The sequence below is a fragment of the Pseudodesulfovibrio halophilus DSM 5663 genome (genome assembly GCF_059568665.1).
In genome coordinates this window covers 262,711-282,011 of the sequence record NZ_JCANTV010000012.1, presented here as the reverse complement: position 1 = coordinate 282,011, position 19,301 = coordinate 262,711, and the positions used below count along the sequence as shown (strand labels likewise).

At 63.6% G+C, this 19,301-nt stretch carries 18 protein-coding genes; 9 read left to right on the top strand and 9 right to left on the bottom strand.

All coding sequences use genetic code 11. The features are described 5' to 3' along the window. Nucleotides 1-10 precede the first annotated feature (10 nt). Both BR24_RS11990 and BR24_RS11985 read left to right on the top strand, forming a co-directional pair. Nucleotides 11-391, top strand: coding sequence for a response regulator transcription factor (locus BR24_RS11990; RefSeq protein WP_496541716.1), 381 nt, complete (start codon nt 11-13; stop codon nt 389-391). Between the two features lie 16 nt (nt 392-407). Next, the gene (locus BR24_RS11985; protein WP_496541715.1) at nt 408-2,153 is read left to right on the top strand and encodes an HD domain-containing phosphohydrolase; all 1,746 of its coding nucleotides are present in this window, start codon (nt 408-410) and stop codon (nt 2,151-2,153) included. On the opposite strand, the gene BR24_RS11980 is transcribed toward BR24_RS11985, so the two are convergent. The 5 genes from BR24_RS11980 to BR24_RS11960 all read right to left on the bottom strand — a co-directional run bounded on the left by BR24_RS11980 (nt 2,140) and on the right by BR24_RS11960 (nt 7,973). Beyond that, nucleotides 2,140-3,738: a DUF885 family protein gene (locus BR24_RS11980; protein ID WP_496541714.1), complete on the bottom strand. Its 1,599-nt coding sequence runs from the start codon at nt 3,736-3,738 to the stop codon at nt 2,140-2,142. The genes BR24_RS11985 and BR24_RS11980 overlap by 14 nt on opposite strands. Nucleotides 3,739-3,766: 28 nt before the next feature. Next, nucleotides 3,767-4,723, bottom strand: coding sequence for a chemotaxis protein (locus BR24_RS11975; protein ID WP_496541713.1), 957 nt, complete (start codon nt 4,721-4,723; stop codon nt 3,767-3,769). An 86-nt stretch (nt 4,724-4,809) separates the two neighbouring features. Further along, complete coding sequence (locus BR24_RS11970; RefSeq protein ID WP_496541712.1) at nt 4,810-6,153, bottom strand: sigma-54-dependent transcriptional regulator; 1,344 nt, start codon at nt 6,151-6,153, stop codon at nt 4,810-4,812. Between the two features lie 3 nt (nt 6,154-6,156). After that, nucleotides 6,157-7,578, bottom strand: a complete 1,422-nt coding sequence (locus tag BR24_RS11965; RefSeq protein ID WP_496541711.1) for a sensor histidine kinase — start codon at nt 7,576-7,578, stop codon at nt 6,157-6,159. Nucleotides 7,579-7,700: 122 nt separating this feature from the next. After that, the gene (locus BR24_RS11960) at nt 7,701-7,973 is read right to left on the bottom strand and encodes an acylphosphatase (protein ID WP_496541710.1); all 273 of its coding nucleotides are present in this window, start codon (nt 7,971-7,973) and stop codon (nt 7,701-7,703) included. Between the two features lie 302 nt (nt 7,974-8,275). On the opposite strand from BR24_RS11960, the gene BR24_RS11955 reads away from it, so the two are divergent. From BR24_RS11955 to BR24_RS11935, 5 genes are all read left to right on the top strand, one after another. After that, entirely contained in the window at nt 8,276-8,677 is a 402-nt protein-coding gene (locus BR24_RS11955) for a TadE/TadG family type IV pilus assembly protein (RefSeq protein ID WP_496541709.1), read from the top strand. Beyond that, complete coding sequence (locus BR24_RS11950; RefSeq protein ID WP_496541708.1) at nt 8,667-9,062, top strand: TadE/TadG family type IV pilus assembly protein; 396 nt, start codon at nt 8,667-8,669, stop codon at nt 9,060-9,062. The genes BR24_RS11955 and BR24_RS11950 overlap by 11 nt, the downstream gene beginning before the upstream one ends. 13 nt (nt 9,063-9,075) lie before the next feature. After that, nucleotides 9,076-10,239 (top strand): pilus assembly protein TadG-related protein, encoded by a 1,164-nt coding sequence (locus BR24_RS11945; RefSeq protein WP_496541707.1) that lies wholly within the window; start codon nt 9,076-9,078, stop codon nt 10,237-10,239. Between the two features lie 94 nt (nt 10,240-10,333). Continuing rightward, nucleotides 10,334-11,116 carry a prolipoprotein diacylglyceryl transferase gene (gene lgt / locus BR24_RS11940; RefSeq protein WP_496541706.1) on the top strand — a complete coding sequence of 261 codons (783 nt, stop codon included), beginning with the start codon at nt 10,334-10,336 and terminating at the stop codon, nt 11,114-11,116. A 67-nt stretch (nt 11,117-11,183) separates the two neighbouring features. Then, nucleotides 11,184-11,777, top strand: a complete 594-nt coding sequence (locus BR24_RS11935) for a hypothetical protein (RefSeq protein ID WP_496541705.1) — start codon at nt 11,184-11,186, stop codon at nt 11,775-11,777. On the opposite strand, the gene BR24_RS11930 is transcribed toward BR24_RS11935, so the two are convergent. The 4 genes from BR24_RS11930 to BR24_RS11915 form a co-directional block, all read right to left on the bottom strand. Continuing rightward, nucleotides 11,774-12,556 (bottom strand): glutaminyl-peptide cyclotransferase, encoded by a 783-nt coding sequence (locus BR24_RS11930; RefSeq protein ID WP_496541704.1) that lies wholly within the window; start codon nt 12,554-12,556, stop codon nt 11,774-11,776. The two genes, BR24_RS11935 and BR24_RS11930, sit on opposite strands and share 4 nt — an antisense overlap. 77 nt (nt 12,557-12,633) lie before the next feature. Then, nucleotides 12,634-15,738: an efflux RND transporter permease subunit gene (locus BR24_RS11925; protein ID WP_496541703.1), complete on the bottom strand. Its 3,105-nt coding sequence runs from the start codon at nt 15,736-15,738 to the stop codon at nt 12,634-12,636. Beyond that, nucleotides 15,735-16,796 carry an efflux RND transporter periplasmic adaptor subunit gene (locus BR24_RS11920; RefSeq protein ID WP_496541702.1) on the bottom strand — a complete coding sequence of 354 codons (1,062 nt, stop codon included), beginning with the start codon at nt 16,794-16,796 and terminating at the stop codon, nt 15,735-15,737. The genes BR24_RS11925 and BR24_RS11920 overlap by 4 nt, the downstream gene beginning before the upstream one ends. 20 nt (nt 16,797-16,816) lie before the next feature. Then, entirely contained in the window at nt 16,817-17,467 is a 651-nt protein-coding gene (locus BR24_RS11915) for a TetR/AcrR family transcriptional regulator (protein WP_496541701.1), read from the bottom strand. 150 nt (nt 17,468-17,617) lie between these two features. Between BR24_RS11915 and ispH the strand changes: the two genes are divergently transcribed. Both ispH and BR24_RS11905 read left to right on the top strand, forming a co-directional pair. Beyond that, nucleotides 17,618-18,466 carry a 4-hydroxy-3-methylbut-2-enyl diphosphate reductase gene (ispH, locus tag BR24_RS11910; RefSeq protein WP_496541700.1) on the top strand — a complete coding sequence of 283 codons (849 nt, stop codon included), beginning with the start codon at nt 17,618-17,620 and terminating at the stop codon, nt 18,464-18,466. Between the two features lie 445 nt (nt 18,467-18,911). Continuing rightward, nucleotides 18,912-19,274, top strand: coding sequence for a molybdenum cofactor biosynthesis protein MoaE (locus BR24_RS11905; RefSeq protein ID WP_496541699.1), 363 nt, complete (start codon nt 18,912-18,914; stop codon nt 19,272-19,274). Nucleotides 19,275-19,301 lie beyond the last annotated feature (27 nt).

The following is a 19,301-nucleotide window of genomic DNA, read 5'->3' as shown; positions in this document are numbered from 1 at the left end:
GGGGTTCCTGATGGGCAAAAAGATTCTGATTGTGGATGATGAAGTCCACATCAAGATGCTCCTCGAGCAGACGCTCGAGGAATTGGAAGACGACTTCGGCGTGGAGCTTTACACCGCGTCGGACGGAGAGGAGGGGCTGGAGCTGATCCGAAGCCATCGTCCCGACCTTGTTTTCCTTGATATCATGATGCCTCGCATGAATGGGTATGAAGTCTGCCGCACCGTTCAGGGCGAAGAGGGGTTGGAAAACGTCAAGATCGTTCTGCTCACCGCAAAGGGGCAGGAGGTGGACCGGCGGCAGGGGCTGGAGCTCGGCGCCGTCCGGTATATGACCAAGCCGTTCGATCCCGACGAGATTCTCGGGGTCTCCAAGGAGATGCTCGGAGTCTAGCTTCGGGAGCGACCGCATGACGCACATTGCCAAATTTCTGCGTACCGTGCCCGTGCGGCGGCTGCTTGAAAAAGCACGTCAGAGCCTGGGCGACGGCGTCCTCTCCGTTTCCCGTAACGGAGACGCGCAGTGTGTGGTGCCGCAGGGGGCTCCCCCGCCCGACCCCGCGGACTCCAGCGTTCTCACCTTCGAGGCCGAAGCCCCGGCCGGGCTGTGCATGCTCTGCCAGCCGGGAGCTTTTCCCCCGGAAAACGCCGCGGCCGTTCTGGAGCTGGCGCTTGAATCCCTGACCCAGCTCGTGGAACTCGAACTGGCCCGCCGCTCCCTTGCGGACGAGGCCCTCAACAAATATCGCGAGCTAGCGCTGCTGCATCGCTCCGTCCCCCGGTTCAACACCTCGCTCAGACTCAACGACGTGGTGCGGGCCCTGCTCAACGAGTGCCGCCGCGAGTCGCTGCCCGGCGAATCCTGCGCCATTTTTCTGAACAACCCGGGCAAGGACATGCGGGGCGCGGTGCGCTCCTTCGGCAGGCTCTCGTGGGCGGACCTCAAAACGCTGCGCGGCTCGACGCTCTTCAGCGACGTCATAGGCAAGGCCCGCCCGGAGATCATCAACGATCTTGCCCATGACGAGCGCTGGGATGTCTCCCTTTCCTCAATAGGGTCGCTCATGGCCGTGCCGCTGGTCTCTCCCAACCGCTGCGAGGGGATGCTGATTCTGGCCTCCAGCGAGACCGGAGTCTTTCAGGCGGCGCATCGCAAGCATCTGGCCACCATGGCCTCGGTGGCGGGAACCTCCCTGAGCAACGCGTTCCACTTCGAGGAGACGCAGATCCTCATGGATGCCATGCTGCAGGCCCTCGCCGAAGCCATCGACTCGCGGGACCCTTTCACTGCGGGACACTCCCGCAGAGTGGCGCAGCTGGCAGCGGCCTTTGCCCGCGAGGTCGGCCGCGACACGCGGGATTTCCCGGATATCGCGCTGGCCGAGCACGAAATCCGCGAGGTCTATTATGCCGGTATCCTCCACGACGTGGGCAAGATCGGCATTCGCGAGGAGGTGCTCACCAAGGACTCCCGGCTGCCCGCCAAGACCATGGACATCATCCGCGCGCGTATGGAGCTGTTCGACGAATACGGGGAGTTCGACCGCGAAGACGTGTTCAGGCGCCTCAATGAATTGAATCAGGCCATGACGCCTTCAGCCGAGCAGCTTGAACTGGTCGAAAAGCTGGGAGAGATGTGCCGCCGCAGCGAGAGCCGTGAGCTTCCGTTGCTCTACAGCGACGAGTGCGCCTGTCTGACGCTGCCTTACGGCAACCTCACGGAGTCCGAGCGCAGTGAAATCGAGCGCCATTCAGCGGAATCCGAGCGAATCCTGAATCACATCCCTCTGGGGCGTGGATTCCCCAATCTGCTGAATATCATTCGTCAGCACCATGAGAGGCTCGACGGTTCGGGCTACCCGGACGGTCTGCGCGGCGGGGACATTCTCTTTCAGAGCAGGCTTCTGGCCGTGGTGGACGTTTTCGACGCCGTGACGCAGGAGCGCCACTACAAGCCTGCCATGACCACAGCGGAAGCCGTGCGCATCCTGCGGCTGGAGGCCGAGAGCGGAAAGCTGGACATGCGGCTGGTGGATTTCTTCGTGGAGAACGTGGAAAGCATCGAGCGTCAGGCCGACCGGTTCGGCGTGGACGACGCGGCCTTCATGCAGGGCAACGGCGGAATGCCGACACAGACGGGCCTCAGCCGCTTTTGAACGTCCCGGTCCTGAGCGCCGCCTCCGCGAGATCGAACGGTGCCTCCCCGCACTCCAGAACAGTCCGGCAGAAGTAGGCCAGGTCGCCGTCGGCGTAGCGCTCGTAAAGCCGTTCGAGCTGGAAGCGCCCGAGCACCGAGGCGATGCGTTCCCCCGGCTCCAGCATCATGTTGCGCAGCACGCGCAGCGACTCCTCCTCACCGTACCCGGCCTGCGTCAGCATGGAGACGCAGTGGTCCTGATCGAGGCTGCCGCCGTGCAGCGAAGTCTCGATGAAGGCGCTGGCCGCGCGCCTGAGAAGCCGCCGGTGCAGCAACAGCCGCTGGATCGGGTCGTCCATCAGCCCGAGCCGTTCGGGAATGGACTCCGCAAAGGTGCGCCAACCCCACGATGAGAGCGGGTTGCGGACCTGCCCCAGTACGGGGTCGTCCAGCGAGAGCTTGACCGTTTCGAGCAGGTGGCTGCCGGGATAGCCGAGGCCGGCGGCGATGTGCCGGTACTCCAGCGCGGCCCGGCGGTGCTTCGTGTTGCCGTGGTCGGAGACGGCGAACGCCTCGGGGTGGACGAACAGGATGGCCGGATCGCCCGAGCGGGTTCCCGGCGGCTCGTAGAAGGCGGTCAGAGACAGGGACATGGCGTAGGGCGGCGGCGTGCGGACCTCGAGTCCGCGGTCCCGGAGCATGCCGGGGAAGGCCTTGCCCGAGAGGATGCCGCGAAGCTCCTCCATGCTTTCGCCGAAGGCTTCGCGCGGGGCCGGAATGTCCTCGGGGCGAAGCCCGTCCAGCACTCCCTGCCAGTTCTCGCCCGGGAAAAATTCAGAGGCGATCTCGCTCAGGGTTTCGAGACTTTTTTTCCATTGCTTTTCTGCAATGATGCGGATGTCTTCCACCGATGCGTCGGTGCCGAGGCCGTAGCGCAGAACGTCTTCCAGCGGCGGCCCCTGCGCCTGCGTCACCTGCGGACGGGTGATCACGAAGCGGTCGAACTCCCGCAGCGCCTCCAGACAGCCGTCAAGCAGGCCGCGGAGCTTCGGCTCCGACGGGAAGGGCGGTTCCGTGGCGATGGTGTTGATGTAGCGGGCGCAGTCGCGGGTCATGGTCTGTGCAGTGGCGCGCGAGACCGTGGTCACCGCGTCCAGATGCTCCTGCGAGGAGGCCAGTAGTCCCGGAACCGCCTTGAGCCGCTTGGCGAGTCGGGAATTGAGCTTGCGCGGCGACTCGCAGGGCTTCTCAAGCGCGTGACGGATGCCGTCGAACGCCGTCTTGAGATACAGGGCCGGGGAGCGCTTCCACGGCTCGTTGGCGGTCAGTTCGAGCAGCAGCCCGTCGGCGTTCAGGGCCAGAGCGCGGGCACGCGCCTTGTCCCAGCCTTCGGAGCGGGTGGCCATGGCGCGGAAATCGTCGCGAAAACGGCGAATCTTTTCGGTGATCTTTTTGAGTGCCTTGGGGGAAAAATCTTCAAGCAGGTCAAAGCGTCCTGTCGCGTCGCGGGCGGCGGGCAGATAGCGCAGGCCGCCCGTCGCGCACAGGACCGGGAAAGACTTGGAGAGGAAAGAATAGTATTTTTCGATGGTTCTGTTTTTCATGTCCCCTCCATTAGGTATCCTTGAGCGGCTAGACGGGCAGGAAGCGCTTCAGGGATGAGATGAGGTTGCCCAGTTCCGCCTTGGAGACCTGATCGTCCGCACCGACGGCCTCTCCCTTGTGCTGGAGCGTCTCGGTTATGATGGAGGAGCAGAGTACCACGGGCAGCTCCCGCAGGACGGGGTCATCCTTGATGCGTCTGGTAAGGTTGTGTCCGTCCATGACGGGCATCTCGACGTCGCTGACCACCGCGTCCACGAAGTCCTTTACCGGGCGTCCCTCCTCGGCGGCCTGCCTGCGCATCCTGTCGAGCTGGGCCCATGCCTGCTCGCCGTTTTCCGCGAGCGTCACCTCGTAGCCCGCCTTCCGAAGAATCCCGGAGATCATCTTGCGTGCCATGTTGGAGTCGTCCGCGAGCAGCAGCTTGTAGTGCTTGCTCTGGATTTCCTCCACGTCGTTGGTTTCCGGCTCGCGCAGGAAGTCGGCTTCGGGGTTGAGGTCGGCGCAGATCTTTTCCATGTCGAGGATGAACACGATGCGATTGTCCATCTTGACCACGCCGGTGATGGAGTTGGCCGTAAGCGAGGACACGTACTTGGTGGGGGCCTCCACCTCGCGCCAGTTGATGCGGTGGATGCGCGTGACCCCGGAGACGAGAAACGCGCTGCGCATGCGGTTGAATTCGGTGACGATGACCTTGGGCTCGGCGCTGGCGGCCCGGGGCTTCTTGAGCCACAGGGCAAGGTCGATCAGCGGAATGATCTGGTTGCGGAGGTTGAACGCGCCAAGGACCGAGGGATGGGAAATCTCCGGCATTTCGGTCAGATCCGGGAGTCGGATGATCTCCAGAACCTTGGCGACGTTGATGCCGTAAAAGAGCCGGACGGGGTTGCCGCCTTCGATCTTAGGCTCCTCGTCGAGGTAAAACTCAACGATTTCAAGCTCGTTGGTTCCTGATTCGAGAAGGATTTCGGACTGTTTGCTCATTCAAACTCCTTTGGCGTGCCGCGAAGGGACGTGTCTGCGGATAGTACCATTACACCAATCGCGCACGCTCCCGCAAGCAGGGTATTTTAGCTTTCCCGTTCCGGAGCGAGTTCGTATTTGTTGATCTTGTAGTGAATGGCCCGGCGGCTGATGCCGAGTTTTTCGGCGGCCTTTTTCTTGACCCAGCCGCACTGGTTCAGCGCGCGCAGGATGGTGCGGCGCTCGTTTTCCTCCAGCGACAGCGGCTCCGGCCCGGAGTCGCGGCTGTCGGCCGCCGGCGGCGTGAGCTGGACGTGCTCCGGCAGCAGGGTCTCGCCGTCGCAGAACACGAGGCCGCCCTCGATGGCGTGCATGAGCTCGCGGATGTTGCCCGGCCACGGATGGACGCGCAGCTTTTCGAGCGTCCTGGAGCCGATGCGTACCGCCGGACGCCCCATTCGGTCGCAGTACATGGCGGTGAACCGCTCGGCCAGCTCGGGGATGTCCTCGGTGCGCTCGCGAAGCGGCGGAATCTCGAGCGTGACCACCCTCAGCCGGAAGTACAGGTCTTCCCGGAAGTCGCCTTCGTGAACCATGCGCAGCAGATCGGCGTTGGTGGCGGCGACCACCCTGCAGTCCACCTTGCGCTCGGTGGTGTCGCCAACGCGGCGAATGGTCCGCTCCTGAAGAAACCGCAGCAGCCGCGTCTGCATTTCGGGCGAGATGTTGCCGATCTCGTCCAGAAAGAGCGTGCCGCCGTCCGCTTCCTCGATGAGGCCGCGCTTGTCCCTGACCGCGTTGGTGAACGCGCCGCGCACGTGTCCGAACAGCTCGCTCTCGAGCAGGGTGCTCTGGGTGGAGCCGCAGTCCACCGGCACGAAGGGGCCGCCGGAACGCTTGCTGCCGTCGTGGATGAGCCTCGCCACGCGCTCCTTGCCGGTGCCGGACTCGCCCAGGAGCATCACGCTGACGTCGGCGGCGGCCACGCGCTCGAGACGGGAGACGAACTCCTGCATGGCCGGGCTCTGGGTGCCCCAGAAGTCTTCCAGCGGCAGGCGCGACGGCTTCGGAACCTTGGGCGGGCGCTGCTCCAGCGCGGCGTTGATGCGCGAGACCAGCTCCAGTCCGTCGAAGGGTTTTGTGAGGTAGTCCGCCGCCCCGTTCTTGAGGGTGTCCACGGCCTCGGGCACGTTGCCGTAGGCGGTGAGCAGAATGACCGGGATGTGCGGCCACCCGCGCGAGACCTCGTGCAGCAGGCCCTTGCCGCCCATGCCGGGCATCTTGACGTCGGACACGATCAGGTCCACCGGCTCCTCGGCGATCATTTCGAGGGCCGTCTCCGCGCAGTCGGCGGTGAGCACATCGTAGTCGGCGCTCTGAAGTCTGGCTTCGAGTACGGTGAGGATGTCGTCATCGTCGTCCACGGCAAGTATCAGCGGGGTGTCTGTCATGGGTTATTCCTGTTCGTTGATTGCGGGGGGCAGCACAAAGGAGAAGCGGCACCCTTCGCCCTCGGGGCAATGCAGGTGCAGGGTTGAGCCGTGCGCCTCGACGATCTTCCGGCAGATGGCGAGGCCGAGGCCCGCGCCGCTTTTCTGCTCCCGGACGCCCTCGGAGCGGTAGTACTTGTCAAAAACCAGTTCCTGCTCCTCATCCGGGATGCCGGGGCCGTGGTCCTGCACCGCGAATTCCGCGCCGCCGTTGGACGGACGCAGGCTCAACACCACGCGGGAGCCGGGGGGCGAGAATTTCACGGCGTTGTCGCCGAGGTTGGTCAGCACCTGCCGGATGCGTTCGGCGTCGGCGCGCACGGGGTGGCGGGGCGCGGAGACGTCCGCCTCCAGCTCGATTCCCGCCTGACTGGCGGCCGGGAGCAGGCTCTCGGCCACTTCCTCGAGCAGGGCGCCGCCGTCCGCGGCCTTCGGGGAGACGTCCAGTCGGCCGGACTCCAGCCGGGAAACGGTCATGAGCTTCTCCAGCAGGTCGGAGAGGTTGCCCGCCTGCTGCTGGGAGATGTCGATGAATTTGGCCTGTCGTTCGTTGATTTCGCCGAACACGCCTTCGCGGATCATGTTCAGGGACTCGCGGATGGTGGTCAGGGGGGTGCGTATCTCGTGGCTGAGCATGGAGACGAACTCGGCCCGCATGCGCTCCTCGGCACGCAATCTGGCGCCCATGCGGTTGAAGGCCGCGCCCAGCTCCGCCAGTTCGTCGCGCGTGGCCACGCGGACGGGTGTGCGAAGGCCGCCGGTGCGGACCTCGCGGATGCCGCGGCGAATCTCCCGCAGGCTTCGGTTGAGCCGCCATGCCAGAAAGAGGCTGCCGCCGGTGCCGAGCATGAAGCAGACCACGAGACCCCATATGCCGGTGAGCATGGCCGCGCGTCCGGAGCGTTCCAGTTCGCGCAGCCGTCGCTGCATCTCGGAGCGGTTGCGTTCCAGCGTCCCGTTGAGCACGCCGAGCCACTTGCGGATGGTGGGGTTGGGTTCCAGCGCCTTGTCCGGCGGGCCTTCCTGATCGATGGTTATCGAAAACTCTTCGGTCAGCGGGGCCCACTCCTCGCTCAGTTCGGGGTGTTCGTTCAGGGTGTCCTGCAGAATTTCGCCGAAGCGGTCGATATCTTCGACCACGTAGTCCACGGCCTCTTCCGCGCCGAGCAGGGTGAAGCGACGGATGTTCTCCTGCACGCTCTCCAGCCGTTCCGCCATCTGCCTTGCGGCGACGCCGATCTCGTGGTTGCGGGCCACGAGGTCTTCAGCAGCGGCGGTGTTCTCCGAAACACGCAGAATGAGCCAGCCGGACGTGACGAAAAAGACGGTCACCAGAAGCAGGGACCAGAGCAGGAGCTTGTTCGAAATGCTGATTCTTCGAGCCATGTGGACCTGTTGTTTGGCGTTGGCGGGCACATGAATCATAGCCTTGCCGGGGCGGCAATGCAACGGGCCGCCGGGACATCGGTCCCGACGGCCCTGCCCGTTCCTTAAAGTCTCGGGGAGAATCAGCCCCGCATTTCGAATTGGTCGTAAGTCTTGTCGTGGTCGAAGGGGTCGCAGTGGATTTCGTCCACTTCGGGCAGGGGTGCCTTGGTCCGGAGCTGATGCTCGAACTGCTTGAGCTTCTCGGTGTCGCCCTGAACGAGAATCTCGGCTTCGCGGTCCTTGACGTTGCGGACCCAGCCGGTCAGCCCGAGGTGCTCGGCTTCCCTCTGAACCCAGCCCTGAAAGTTTCCACCGTGAACCTTGCCTTTGACGATGCAGCGGTAACTGTTCATTTAGAATGCCTCCCTAGGAATTTTCCCCCACGATACATTATTCTGCGCATTTGGAAAAGTGGGGAGCGCCAATTTTGTCGTTTCGACATCCCGAACGGACATTGGAGTACGGGGCAGTCTACTGAAAGTGGATTGCGGGCCACGATCCGTAGAAAATCCATGAATCGTGGGTTCGGTGTTTTGCCGTGCGCAAGTCTTTTTCCGTAAAATACATGTCATATCGGCGCATTGCATGTGTGGAAAATTTTGGCACGGAAGGTGCTTTGATTGGGTGACCAAGAATTATAATCGAGGGCCGATCAATGACTGGCAAGAAGAATCATACAAGCAGCAAGTCCGGCATGGCAGCCGTGGAGATGGCATTCATCCTGCCTCTCTTTTTCGTGCTCATGCTTGGCATGTTCGACATCGGTCGCTGGTGCTGGGCTCGCAACGTGGTCAATGACGCGGCTTCGCAGGGCGCCCGGGCCGCCATGCTGCACGAATATACCGAGGCCGACATCTGGTCGGTGGTGGAAGGCGAAGTGCAGGGCGGCGGCATCGAGTCCGCGCCGGAAGTTGTCGTGAGCGAGCGGATCCCCGAGGAACCCGTGAGCGTGACGGTAAGCGTGCCGTTCGAATTCTACACGCTGGGTTCCGTCCTAGAAGGACTGGCGGAAAACAGGACGATAACGGCAACAGCGGTGGTGCGCCATGAACGATAGGAACAGACGAAACAACACCCGAAAGGGCAACAGCACCGTGGAATTCGCCCTTGCTGCGAGCCTCGTGCTGGTCCCGCTGCTGCTGTTCATGGTGGACGCCCACCGGATGTACACGCTGCACACCTCGCTCAACCGCGCCGCGCGGGAAGGTGCGGTGCAGGCTTCGCGGGGGCAGGACGCCCGTCAGGCCGTGGTGGACTCCCTGAGTTCCGCGGGATTTGATCCTTCCCTGCTGACCATGGCCGTGCAGACCGCGGCCGCGGGCGACTACGGCGACGCGGTCGACGTGAACCTGAGCTACGACGCCTCCGGGCAGGTCGTCCTTCCGGTGCAGGACATTTTCTCCACGCTGGCGGAGGCTTCGGCCACCGCCAAGGTGGAATAGAAGGAGGGACGCCATGCAAATAATCAGACGATTCGTTCGTGAAGAACAGGGCATAACAAGCATCCTCGTGGCTGCGGCCCTCGTGGCTCTGGCCGGGGTGGCCGCTCTGGCGGTGGACCTCGCCCACATGCAGTTTCGCAGAAGCGACATGCAGAGCGCTTCGGACGCAGGCGCGCTGGCAGGGGCGGACGCCCTGCTCTCGTACGGGGATGATCAGGTCTCCGTGGCACAGGCAGCCGTGGAGTTCGCCCGCAGAAACCTTCGCGAAGACGACGTTCCCGCTTCCGCCGTGACCACAGCGGACGTGCGCTTGCTGCGCGACGGCGTAGTGGTGACCGAAGACGCGGACACCGTGGAGGTGCGAGTGACCCGCAACGCCGCCCGGAACAACCCCGTGGAGCTCTCCTTTGCCCGCGTCTTCGGCGTGGACTGGGCCGACGTCTCCGTGGTTTCCCGGGCGCGGATCGTGCCGGTCGGCTCCTCGCTCTGCGTGAAGCCATTCAGCGTGCCTGACAAGTATACGTGGGACGACGAAGCGGAGCCGGTGGGCTCGCCCTACCGCTCCAACGGCCAGCTGGATACCGACAGCGCCGCGGAGCTGGCGAGCGTGCAGGTAACGGGGTATTCGGAAAGCGACATCGGCACGGTGATCCAACTCAAGCCGGGTGACCCTCATGACACCGTCGTTCCCAGCCATTACAATCTCATCGACCTGCCTCCGGTGAACAAGGGTACTCCGGTGACCGGTGCGTCCATGGTCAACGAGAACATCATAGGCTGCACAGGCTCCAACGCCGAGGCCACGGTGGGACCGGAAGACGAACTTCAGCTCGAGCCGGGCAACAGCAAGGGGCCGGTGACCAAGGGCGTGCGCGACCTCGTCGATCAGGACCCCTATGCCTACTGGGACGACGCCTCCAATTCCATCGAAGGCAGCTTCGAGCCGGACCCCATGGACAGTCCCCGCGTGGTGCTGATTCCGTTCTATGATCCGGCGCAGCCGCCCGTCTCCGGACGCAACACCATCTTCGTGACGCAGGTGGCAGCGGTCTTTGTGGAATCCGTTTCCGGCAACGGCACCGTAACGGCGCGGTTCATTCACGCCACCGCCCATTCTCCGGAAACCGGCGGCTCAGGTGGGCTGCTCCGCATGACCAGACTGGTTCGGGCACAATAGCCTCCTGCGGGACTTTACGAAATCATGACTCCACCGTACAACGGGACCGGCCGCTTCGGTCGGTCCCGTTTTTCACGTCAACACCGGGGGATTCGTGTTCATACATCCGGGTTTCGATCCCGTCGCCATATCTCTGGGCCCACTGGCCATTCGCTGGTACGGACTCATGTATCTGCTCGGCTTTGCCGCGGGCTGGTATCTCGGACGGTTGCGCACGCGGCAGGCGTGGCGGGGCTGGAGCGCGGAGCAGCTGGACGACCTGGTAACGTGGGCCATCCTCGGCGTGGTGCTCGGCGGGCGGCTCGGCTATGTGCTTTTCTACCAGCCCCAGATCATCTGGACCGATCCGCTGGAGATTCTCGCGGTGTGGCACGGCGGCATGTCCTTTCACGGGGGGCTGCTCGGCGTGGTCACGGCATGCTGGTTGTTTGCGCGCAAAAACGGCAAATCGCTGCTGGAAGTGGGCGACTTTGTTGCCCCGCTCATCCCGCCGGGGCTGTTCTTCGGCAGACTGGGCAACTTCATCAACGCCGAGCTCTGGGGCCGCGTCACCGACGGGCCGTGGGGCGTGGTGTTTCCTCAGGCCGGACCGCAGCCCCGGCATGCCTCGCAGCTCTATGAAGCCGCGCTGGAAGGGCTGGCGCTCTTCGTCATTCTCTGGCTGTATTCATCGAAGCCCCGCGCGGCGGGACGCGTGGGCGGCATGTTCCTGCTGTGCTACGGAGCGTTTCGTTTTCTCGTGGAGTTCGCCAGAGAGCCGGACGCGCATCTGGGCTATATCGCCTTCGGGTGGCTGACCATGGGGCAGCTCCTCTGCCTGCCCATGCTGCTGCTCGGCGCATGGTTCGTGCTCCGTCCCGGCGGCGAATCAAACTGATTCAGTCTTTTTCTCCATATCATTTCAAAGACACCTGGCGCGACAGCGCAACGCAAGGAGGCCCCTCATGCGGGTATTGGGTATGGCAATGGCATTGATTCTGATCTCGGCCGCGGGCGTGTGCGCTCACGGGCTGGAGGAGTTCGGCGTGGAAGCCAAACGGCAGTTCCTGTGGGAACAGAAGGCCATGGAGACTTCCTGCAGCCGGGACGCCCGTATGGTCAACGGCAAGCTGCATCGTCAGATGTTCGGGTGGGACAATGAGCGCAACGAGTATTTCATCCTTGATGCATTCGCTCGGCCGGGCGACGACAAATGGACCCTGCGACGGTACTATTTCAATGCGCACGCGCTGAAGCGCATGAAGCTGGTGCGGTACATGCCCAGCCGTATGGCGCGGGAAGCGGGTCTGAAGCCGTGGAGCGGGCTGATCATGAACTTCAGGGACAAGGCCGTCAGGGTGGAGGAGCTCTCCATCAGGGCCGAGGGCCGCGAAGATCGGACCACCCCCGCGGAGAGCTTCAGCAGGACCGGCCTCGTGCGCATGGACATGTGTTCCCCGGAAGCGGGCGAGCACCTGCTGCGGGCGTTCAAGGCCGTAAGCGACTGGACCGAGTTCGAAGACATGGCCGTAACCTTTAAGGCCGAGGGCGAGAACTAGCGAACCTCGGGAGGCTTCACCAGTATGCCGGGAAGGGCGATGCGGAACATGGCGTTCCAGTCCTTCCCGGTGACGTACAGCGCATCATCCCTTTCATCCCATGCGATGCCGTTGGCAACCTCTGCGCCGGCATTCAGGCGCTCTCTGAGGGGGGAGATATCCAGCCGGGCGGCCACGATGCCGGTGGCGGGATTGATGATTGCCACCTCGTCGAGCTTCCAGATGTTGGCGAGCAGCCAGCCGTTGACCATCTCCAGTTCGTTGAGCCGCCGCACCGGCCTGCCCTCGTCGAGGACCAGCCTGCTGCCGGTGCGTCCGAATCCTTCCGGCTCATGAAAGTGCACCCACGCCGAGCCGTCGGACATGATCAGCCGTTCGCCGTCGAACGTGAGCCCCCATCCCTGCCTGCGCGAAAAGCGTTCCGAGAGTTTATGCCATCCGGATGGTTTCAGAGTGTGCGGGTCGAAGGTCCAGACCTGTCCGGATTTCCATGTGAGCATGAACAGTTTCTCTCCCGCCATCGCGATTCCTTCGGCAAAGAGCTCGTCCGGCATCCTGTAAACGGAGAGCACGCGCCCGCGTTTGTTCAGGCGGCGCAGAGAGGACTCCCCGTAATGCCCGGTGCTCTCGAGAAATCCGTCTTTGAACCGGAGCAGTCCCTGCGTGTATGCCGTTGCATCGTGCGGCAGGGTCTCCAGAACCGTCACCGGCAGCACCGGGGCGGCGAATGCTCCTGCGGGCAGGCACAGGGCGATGAGCAGGGCGAGCAGGCGGACCATGGTTCCTCCGAAGGGAAAAAGGGTGACGCACGAATGCGTCACCCTAGGGATACTGCCAGTGTCGCGGGCCGGTCAAGTTAGGTGCGGCTGCGGCGGCGCTCGGCGAAGCTCTCCTTGAGGGAGCAGAGCACCGGGACCACCACCAGCGTCAGCAGCGTGGCCACGGCAAGGCCGAAGATGACGGCCACAGCCATGGAGCCCCACCACTGGGAAGACTCGCCGCCAACGTCCCAGCGGAAGTTCACGAAGTCGAAGCTCACGCCCGTGGCCATGGGCAGCAGGCCCAGTATCGTGGTGATGGCCGTGAGCAGTACGGGCCGGAAGCGCGTCAGGCCCGCTTCCACGAGGGCGTCGCGCACCTTCATGCCGGAGCGCTTGAGCTGCTCGAAGTAGTCGATGAGCACGATGGCGTTGTTGACCACGACCCCGGCGAGGCTGACCACGCCGACCCCGGTCATGATGACCCCGAAGGGCGTCCCCGTGACCAGCAGGCCGAGGAACACGCCGATGAAGGACAGCAGCACCGAGGTCAGGATGATGAACGGCGTGATCATGGAATTGAACTGCGTCACCAGCACGAGGAAGATGATGAAGATGGTGGCGACGAAGGCCTTGGCGAGGAAGCTCCCGGCCTTGTTCTGCTCTTCCTGCTCTCCGGTGAAGCGGTAGGAGTAGCCGCGCGGCCACTGCATGTCCGCCAGTCGTTCTTCGGTTATCTCGCGGATGATGTCGTTGGCGAGGCGGCCGTCCACGTCGCCCTCGATGGTCACCACGCGCTTCTGGTCCTTGCGGTTGATGCCGCCGAGGCCGCGGGTCACTTCTGCGCGCGCCACGGAGGTGATGGGGATGGGGTCGCCCTCCGGTCCGGAGACCGTCAGCCGCCGCAGGCTCTCGATGGAGCTGCGCTCCGCCTCGGGGAGCTTGGCGATGATGTCGTACTCGTCCTTGCCCTCGCGGTAGGTGCCCACCTTGGCGCCGTTGACCGCGCTTTTGACGGTCCACGCCACGGTGTGGGCGTCGAGTCCCATGAGGGCGGCCTTTTCCTTGTCCACGCGTATCTGGATTTCCGGCTTGGCGGAAACGTAGTTGTCCTTGAGGTCCACGAGGCCCCGCACGTTCTTGATGCGCTTTCTGACCTCGGAGGCCAGCTCTCCGAGCACGCGCATGTCCGGGCCGGTGATCTCCATGTTCACGGGCGCGCCGGTGGGCGGCCCCTTTTCCTCCTTGTCCACGATGATCTGCGCGCCGCGGATCTCGCTTCGCAGCCTGTCGCGCATGTCCGTGAGAATTTCGGAGGACGGGCGCGAGCGGTCGTGCATGTCCACGAAGTCCACCGTCACCTGGCTCCAGTGGGTGCCGAACTCGTCGGCCTGACTGGTCTTTCCGGTGTTGGCGATGACGTATTCCACGTCGGGCCGGTATTCGTCGCACACCGCTTCCACCTGCCGCACGATCTCGTCGGAGGCGTCGAGGTTGGTGCCGACGGGAGCCTTGATCTTGATCCATGCACGCTTGGGATCGGTCTCCGGCAGGAACTCCACGCCCTTGCCGAGCATGCCGAAGGCCACGGTCATGAGCACCAGCAGGACGAAGGAGCCGCCCACTACCTTGACGCGATTGTCCAGCGCCCATTCGAGCATGGGCAGATAGAGCCGCTTCAGATGCTCCAGCGCCCGGTCGATGCGGGTCGGCCTGCCTTCAAGGTCGGCCTTTCGGATGGTCTGGAACCGGGCCGAAAGCACGGGGTTGATGACCAGCGCCACGAAGAGCGACCCCGCAAGGGCGATGATGACCGTCCTGGGCAGGAAGGACATGAATTCGCCCATGATGCCGGGCCAGAAGACCATGGGGGCGAACGCGCCCACAGTGGTCAGCGTGGAGGTGATGACCGGCCATGCCACCTCGTCGGTGGCTTGCTGCGCCGCCATTTCCCGGCTCTTGCCTTCCTGCATGTGCCGGTAGATGTTCTCCACCACCACTATGCCGTTGTCCACGAGCATCCCCAGCGCGAGGATCAGCGAGAAGAGCACCACCATGTTCAGGGTGATGCCCAGCGCCTGCAGCGCGATGAAGGTGATGAGCATGGAGATGGGAATGGACAGGGACACGAAGAGGGCGGAGCGGCCGCCGATGAAGGCGAAGACCACCGCCAGCACGAGGATCAGCCCGGAGATGATGTTGTTCTCCAGATCCGCCACCATGCGGCGGATGTCCTTGCTGGTGTCCGAAGTCAGGGAAATGTGCAGGTCCGGCGGCAGGTCGTGGCGCATCTGCTTCACGATGCCGCGCACGGTGTCGTTGATCTCGATGATATTCTCGCCCGCGCGCTTCTTGACCTGAATGGTGACGCTGACCTCGCCGTCGAGCCGGGACTTGTCCGTGGGGTCCTTGTAGGAGTCCACGATCTCGGCAACGTCGCGCAGGTAGACGGGCTTGCCGTCGCGCACGAAGGCCACGATGTTGTCGATCTCATTGGGGTGGTGGAAATCTTCGGGCGTGCGCACGGTGTAGCGGCCCTTGCCGATGTCCATGGTCCCGCCGGGCATATTCACGTTGCCCTTCTGCACCGAGTCCAACAGCTTGGAGAACGGCATCTTGTAGAAGGCCACGCGGTCCATGTCGAACAGCACGTGGATTTCGCGCTCAAGGCCACCCACGATCACTGCGTCGAGCACGCCGGGGATGGATTCGATGCGGTCCTCGAAATCCTCGGCAAAAACCTTGAGCCGCCGCAGGCTGAAGGGACCGGAGAGCACCACGTTCATGATGGGCCGCTCGGAAAGGTTCAGCTCCCGGACTTCCGGCTCGTCGGGCAGCTCGTCCGGCAGGTCCGGCTTGGCCTGATCCACCTTGTCGCGCACCTTCTGCAGCGCGTCGTCCACGTCCACGTCGGGCGTGAATTCGATGGTGATCATGGAGATACCGTCGTCCGAAATGGACTTGAGCTCCTTGAGGCCGGAGACGCCCTTGAGCTTTCGCTCCAGCGGGATGGTCACCAGCTTCTCCATGTCCTCCGGCGCCACGCCCTCGTAAGAGGTCTGCACGAAGATGTAGGGGACCTTGATGTCCGGGGAGTCCTCGCGCGGCAGGGAGGCATAGCTGGAGAGCCCGGCCACCACGATGAAGAGCAGCAGGACCAGAACCGTGGATTTACGGCTCAGGGCAAGGTCGTTGATGATCATCGCACGTTCACCCGGGTGCCTTCCTCGACCTCGGTGTGGCCTGTGACGATGAGCCGGTCACCCGGTTCGAGCCCTTCGAGGATGCGGGCGCGCTCCCCGCTGATGACACCAACCTTGACGGTGCGGGCCTGCGCCCTGCCGTCCTTTTCCACAAACACCAGCCGCTCGCCGCCCTTGTCCAGAATGGCGAAGAGCGGGGCGGTGGTCACGCCCTGCAGCGAGCGCCGCTCGAACGACGCGCGCGCAAGCATGCCGGGGCGGATGCTGTTGTCGTAGTTGGGCACCACCACGCGCACCTTGAAGGTCTTGGTGGCCGCGTTGGCTTTGAACGCCACGAAGTCCACCACGCCTTTCCAGCGGCGTTCGGGGTAGGCGTCCACGGTCACCTCCACGGGGTCGCCCTTGGACAGGAAGCGGACGTCCATTTCCGGTACGTCAACATTGATGCGGATGGTGTCCACGGCCACGACGTTGACCACGGGATCGCCGGGGCGAACGTACTCGCCCGGATCCACGTAGAGGTCGTTGATGACGCCGCCCACCGTGGCGGTGACGAGGCCCTGCTGGAAATTGACGCGCGCTTCCTGAAGATTGTTGCGGGCCAGGGCCAGGTCGGTGTTGGCCTTGTCCAGCTCTTCGTGGGAGACGACCTTTCGCTTGCGCAGCTTGGCCTTGCGGTCCGCGGTCTTTTCGGCGAGCTCGAAGCTGGCCTGCGCGCGGTTGAGCACGGCCCTGAGCGCGGACACGTCGATCTTGGCGATGATGTCCCCTGCCGAGACTTCGTCGCCCTCGGTGAAGGCCACGGACTCGACGCTGCCGCCGCGTTCGGCGGAGAGGGTCACGTCGTGGCGCGCCTCGGTCTGGCCGGGCAGGGTCAGAGTGTCCACGATGTCCATGGGGACGACGGTCTCCACGGTGACGTTCACGCCCGGATCGGCTTTCTCCGCCTCGGGGGGCCGAGGTTTCTCGCCGCGAAGGGCGTAGGCCGCGCCGGCGACGACGGCAAGAATCAGGAGGAGCGGTATCAGCGTCTTCCTGCTCAGACAGACTCGTTTCATGAGGGCTCCGGGGGTCCCGGTTAAATGGTTTCTTTCAGCGCCCTGAGGCCACCCAGCGTGAAGGCGACCACGTGGTCGGCAAAATCGTCGAGGTATTCCTGAACCCGTGGACGGGGCGGGCGGAAGCGGTCGGTGATGGGCATCATGACCAGCGGGTCGAAGAGCTGCGCCCAGATGCTCATGGAGCTGTCCAGCACCTTGCGGTGGGTGGGTTCCACGCCCAGATATTCGCTCACGAGCTGACGCAGGTCGCCCGCGTAGCCCTGAATGTGCTCATGCACCAGCGAGTCCAGATGCGGGCTGGGGGATGCCATCTCCATAAGGAAAATGGCCCAGTGGTCGGAGGCAACCCCGCTCCAGCCCTCGTCGGCGTAAATTTCGTGAATGTGGGTGCGGATGTAGGCGCCGATGCGCTCCTCGACGGGTGCGTCCTCGGCCACGCCGAACCGCTCCCGAAGCGCCTCGGTTTTCTCCAGATCGAAGGTATGGTCGAGCACGGCGGCGTACAGCGCGTCCTTGCTGCCGAAGTGATAATTGACCGCGGCCACGTTCGCGTTGGCGAGCTGACAGATCTCCCGCACGGTCGCGGCGCGGAACCCCTTGCTGGCGAAAACCCGCACGGCTGCAAGCAGCAGGGCTTCCTTGGTGCTGATGTCGCTGTTTCCGTTCATGGCGTACCACCTTGTTTGAAACATTCGTTGCAGACGCTTGAGAGCACATCGCAGGGCGGGTGTCAAGACGGTCGGTCCGGTGGTGCTTGCCAAACGGGGCCATGGAGTTTACACGCTTGGGTTCCGACTCAGAGGCGCACGGGAGGTGGCATGAAAGTCAAACTGGCCGAAACGGCAGGCTTCTGCATGGGCGTCGATCTGGCGCTCACCAAGCTGGACAGGATCATCGAAGAGGGCGTGACCGGACCGGTCTTCGTCCTCGGCCCCATCATTCATAATCCGCAGGTGCTGGAGCGTTACGCCAAGAAGGGTGTGCTCATCGCGGAGTCGCCGGACGAAGTGCCGGACGGCAGCCGCGTGGTCATTCGCGCGCACGGCATCGCCCGGAAGGTGGAGCAGGGGCTCAGGAATCGGGGCGTGGACATCGTGGACGCCACCTGCCCCAAGGTGAAAAAGGCTCAGAAGCTCATCGCCCGCCACACGGCGGAGGGGCAATTCCTGCTGCTCTACGGCGAGGACGACCACCCCGAAGTTCGCGGGCTGGTGAGCTACGCCGGGGGCAGCGGGCTCGTTTTCGACGAGGTCGCCATGCTGGACGAGTTCTACTTTTCTCCGGACAGGAAGTACGTGCTGGCGGCGCAGACCACGCAGGACAGGGATCAGTTCGAGGCGCTCGCCAAGCGTCTTCAGGCGATGGAAGGCGTCGAGGTGACGGTGCTCAACACCATCTGCGATGCGACCAAGCTGCGCCAGCACGAGGCCATGGACCTTGCCAGAGAGGCGGACTTCGTGGTGGTCGTCGGCGGTTATTCCAGCGGCAACACCCGCAGGCTCGCTCAGGTGGTGCGCGATCAGGGCAAGCCGTGCCTGCATGTCGAGACGGTGGACGAGCTGCCCGTGGACGACATCGGCGATTACAATGTCGTTGGAGTCACGGCGGGGGCCTCCACGCCGAGGGACCTCGTGCTGGAAGTGATCAACCGCCTCGAAAGAATATAATTCATTTTCCCTGTCTCATGAATGAAAGATGCCGGACGATTCGGGACGGGCTTCCGAATCGTCCGGCTGTTTTGACCGCTCCGGGAAAGGGGCGGGACTCTGAAAGGCCGTTCCCCGCCGCTGATGTTGGAGGGCTGGGCGGCGGTTCCCGGTGGTTCTTCCTTCCTCGGTCCCAGGCGTCCTGGCCGGATGGACGCCTCGATTCGGACGGGCTGGCTTTTCTGCCCGGAGCGGCGTGAGGGAGGAATCCTGATGTCCGGAAGTCCACACGGACTCCCTTGATGCTCACCATAAGCCCAGCGGATAGCCGCATCATATTATATTCGGGCATCGATTTTTTTCGTTTCGCAGGTGCAGAACCTAGCGGATATGAAACAGGGCTTGCGGCGCTTGCCGCCCGGTACTATTGTGTGCCTTCCAATTGAAAAAACATCCGGAGGCATGCATGGATATCACCAAGGCTCTCAAGGACCTCAAGGCGGAACCGGGATTCAGGGAAAACGTCGGCATGGTGCTGGTGCACAACGGCGTGGTGCGCGGCTGGTCGCGCAACGACAGGCAGGACGTGGCAGCCATCGAAATTACCCCCGACAGGGATAAAATGGAAGAAATCCGCAAGGAAATCGAACAGCGCGAAGGCATCTGGCGCGTGGTGTGTCATGCCAACGAAGGGAGCATGGAGCCGGGCGATGACGTGCTTTTCCTCATCGTTGCCGGCGACATCCGTGAAAACGTCAAGGCCGCGTTGTCGGACCTGTTGGACCGCATCAAGGCCGAAGCCGTGAGCAAGCGGGAAATCTTCGCCTAGGCCCTCGGGCCCATTATCATCTCACAA

Coding starts and splice junctions, on each gene's coding strand:
- BR24_RS11990 (WP_496541716.1), top strand. CDS start 11: ATGGGCAAAAAGATTCTGATTGTGGATGATGAAGTCCACATCAAGATG.
- BR24_RS11975 (WP_496541713.1), bottom strand. CDS start 4,723: ATGAGCAAACAGTCCGAAATCCTTCTCGAATCAGGAACCAACGAGCTT.
- BR24_RS11915 (WP_496541701.1), bottom strand. CDS start 17,467: ATGAACGGAAACAGCGACATCAGCACCAAGGAAGCCCTGCTGCTTGCA.
- BR24_RS11965 (WP_496541711.1), bottom strand. CDS start 7,578: ATGGCTCGAAGAATCAGCATTTCGAACAAGCTCCTGCTCTGGTCCCTG.
- BR24_RS11935 (WP_496541705.1), top strand. CDS start 11,184: ATGCGGGTATTGGGTATGGCAATGGCATTGATTCTGATCTCGGCCGCG.
- BR24_RS11980 (WP_496541714.1), bottom strand. CDS start 3,738: ATGAAAAACAGAACCATCGAAAAATACTATTCTTTCCTCTCCAAGTCT.
- BR24_RS11970 (WP_496541712.1), bottom strand. CDS start 6,153: ATGACAGACACCCCGCTGATACTTGCCGTGGACGACGATGACGACATC.
- BR24_RS11945 (WP_496541707.1), top strand. CDS start 9,076: ATGCAAATAATCAGACGATTCGTTCGTGAAGAACAGGGCATAACAAGC.
- BR24_RS11920 (WP_496541702.1), bottom strand. CDS start 16,796: ATGAAACGAGTCTGTCTGAGCAGGAAGACGCTGATACCGCTCCTCCTG.
- BR24_RS11955 (WP_496541709.1), top strand. CDS start 8,276: ATGACTGGCAAGAAGAATCATACAAGCAGCAAGTCCGGCATGGCAGCC.
- BR24_RS11960 (WP_496541710.1), bottom strand. CDS start 7,973: ATGAACAGTTACCGCTGCATCGTCAAAGGCAAGGTTCACGGTGGAAAC.
- ispH (WP_496541700.1), top strand. CDS start 17,618: ATGAAAGTCAAACTGGCCGAAACGGCAGGCTTCTGCATGGGCGTCGAT.
- BR24_RS11905 (WP_496541699.1), top strand. CDS start 18,912: ATGGATATCACCAAGGCTCTCAAGGACCTCAAGGCGGAACCGGGATTC.
- BR24_RS11930 (WP_496541704.1), bottom strand. CDS start 12,556: ATGGTCCGCCTGCTCGCCCTGCTCATCGCCCTGTGCCTGCCCGCAGGA.
- BR24_RS11950 (WP_496541708.1), top strand. CDS start 8,667: ATGAACGATAGGAACAGACGAAACAACACCCGAAAGGGCAACAGCACC.
- BR24_RS11925 (WP_496541703.1), bottom strand. CDS start 15,738: ATGATCATCAACGACCTTGCCCTGAGCCGTAAATCCACGGTTCTGGTC.
- BR24_RS11985 (WP_496541715.1), top strand. CDS start 408: ATGACGCACATTGCCAAATTTCTGCGTACCGTGCCCGTGCGGCGGCTG.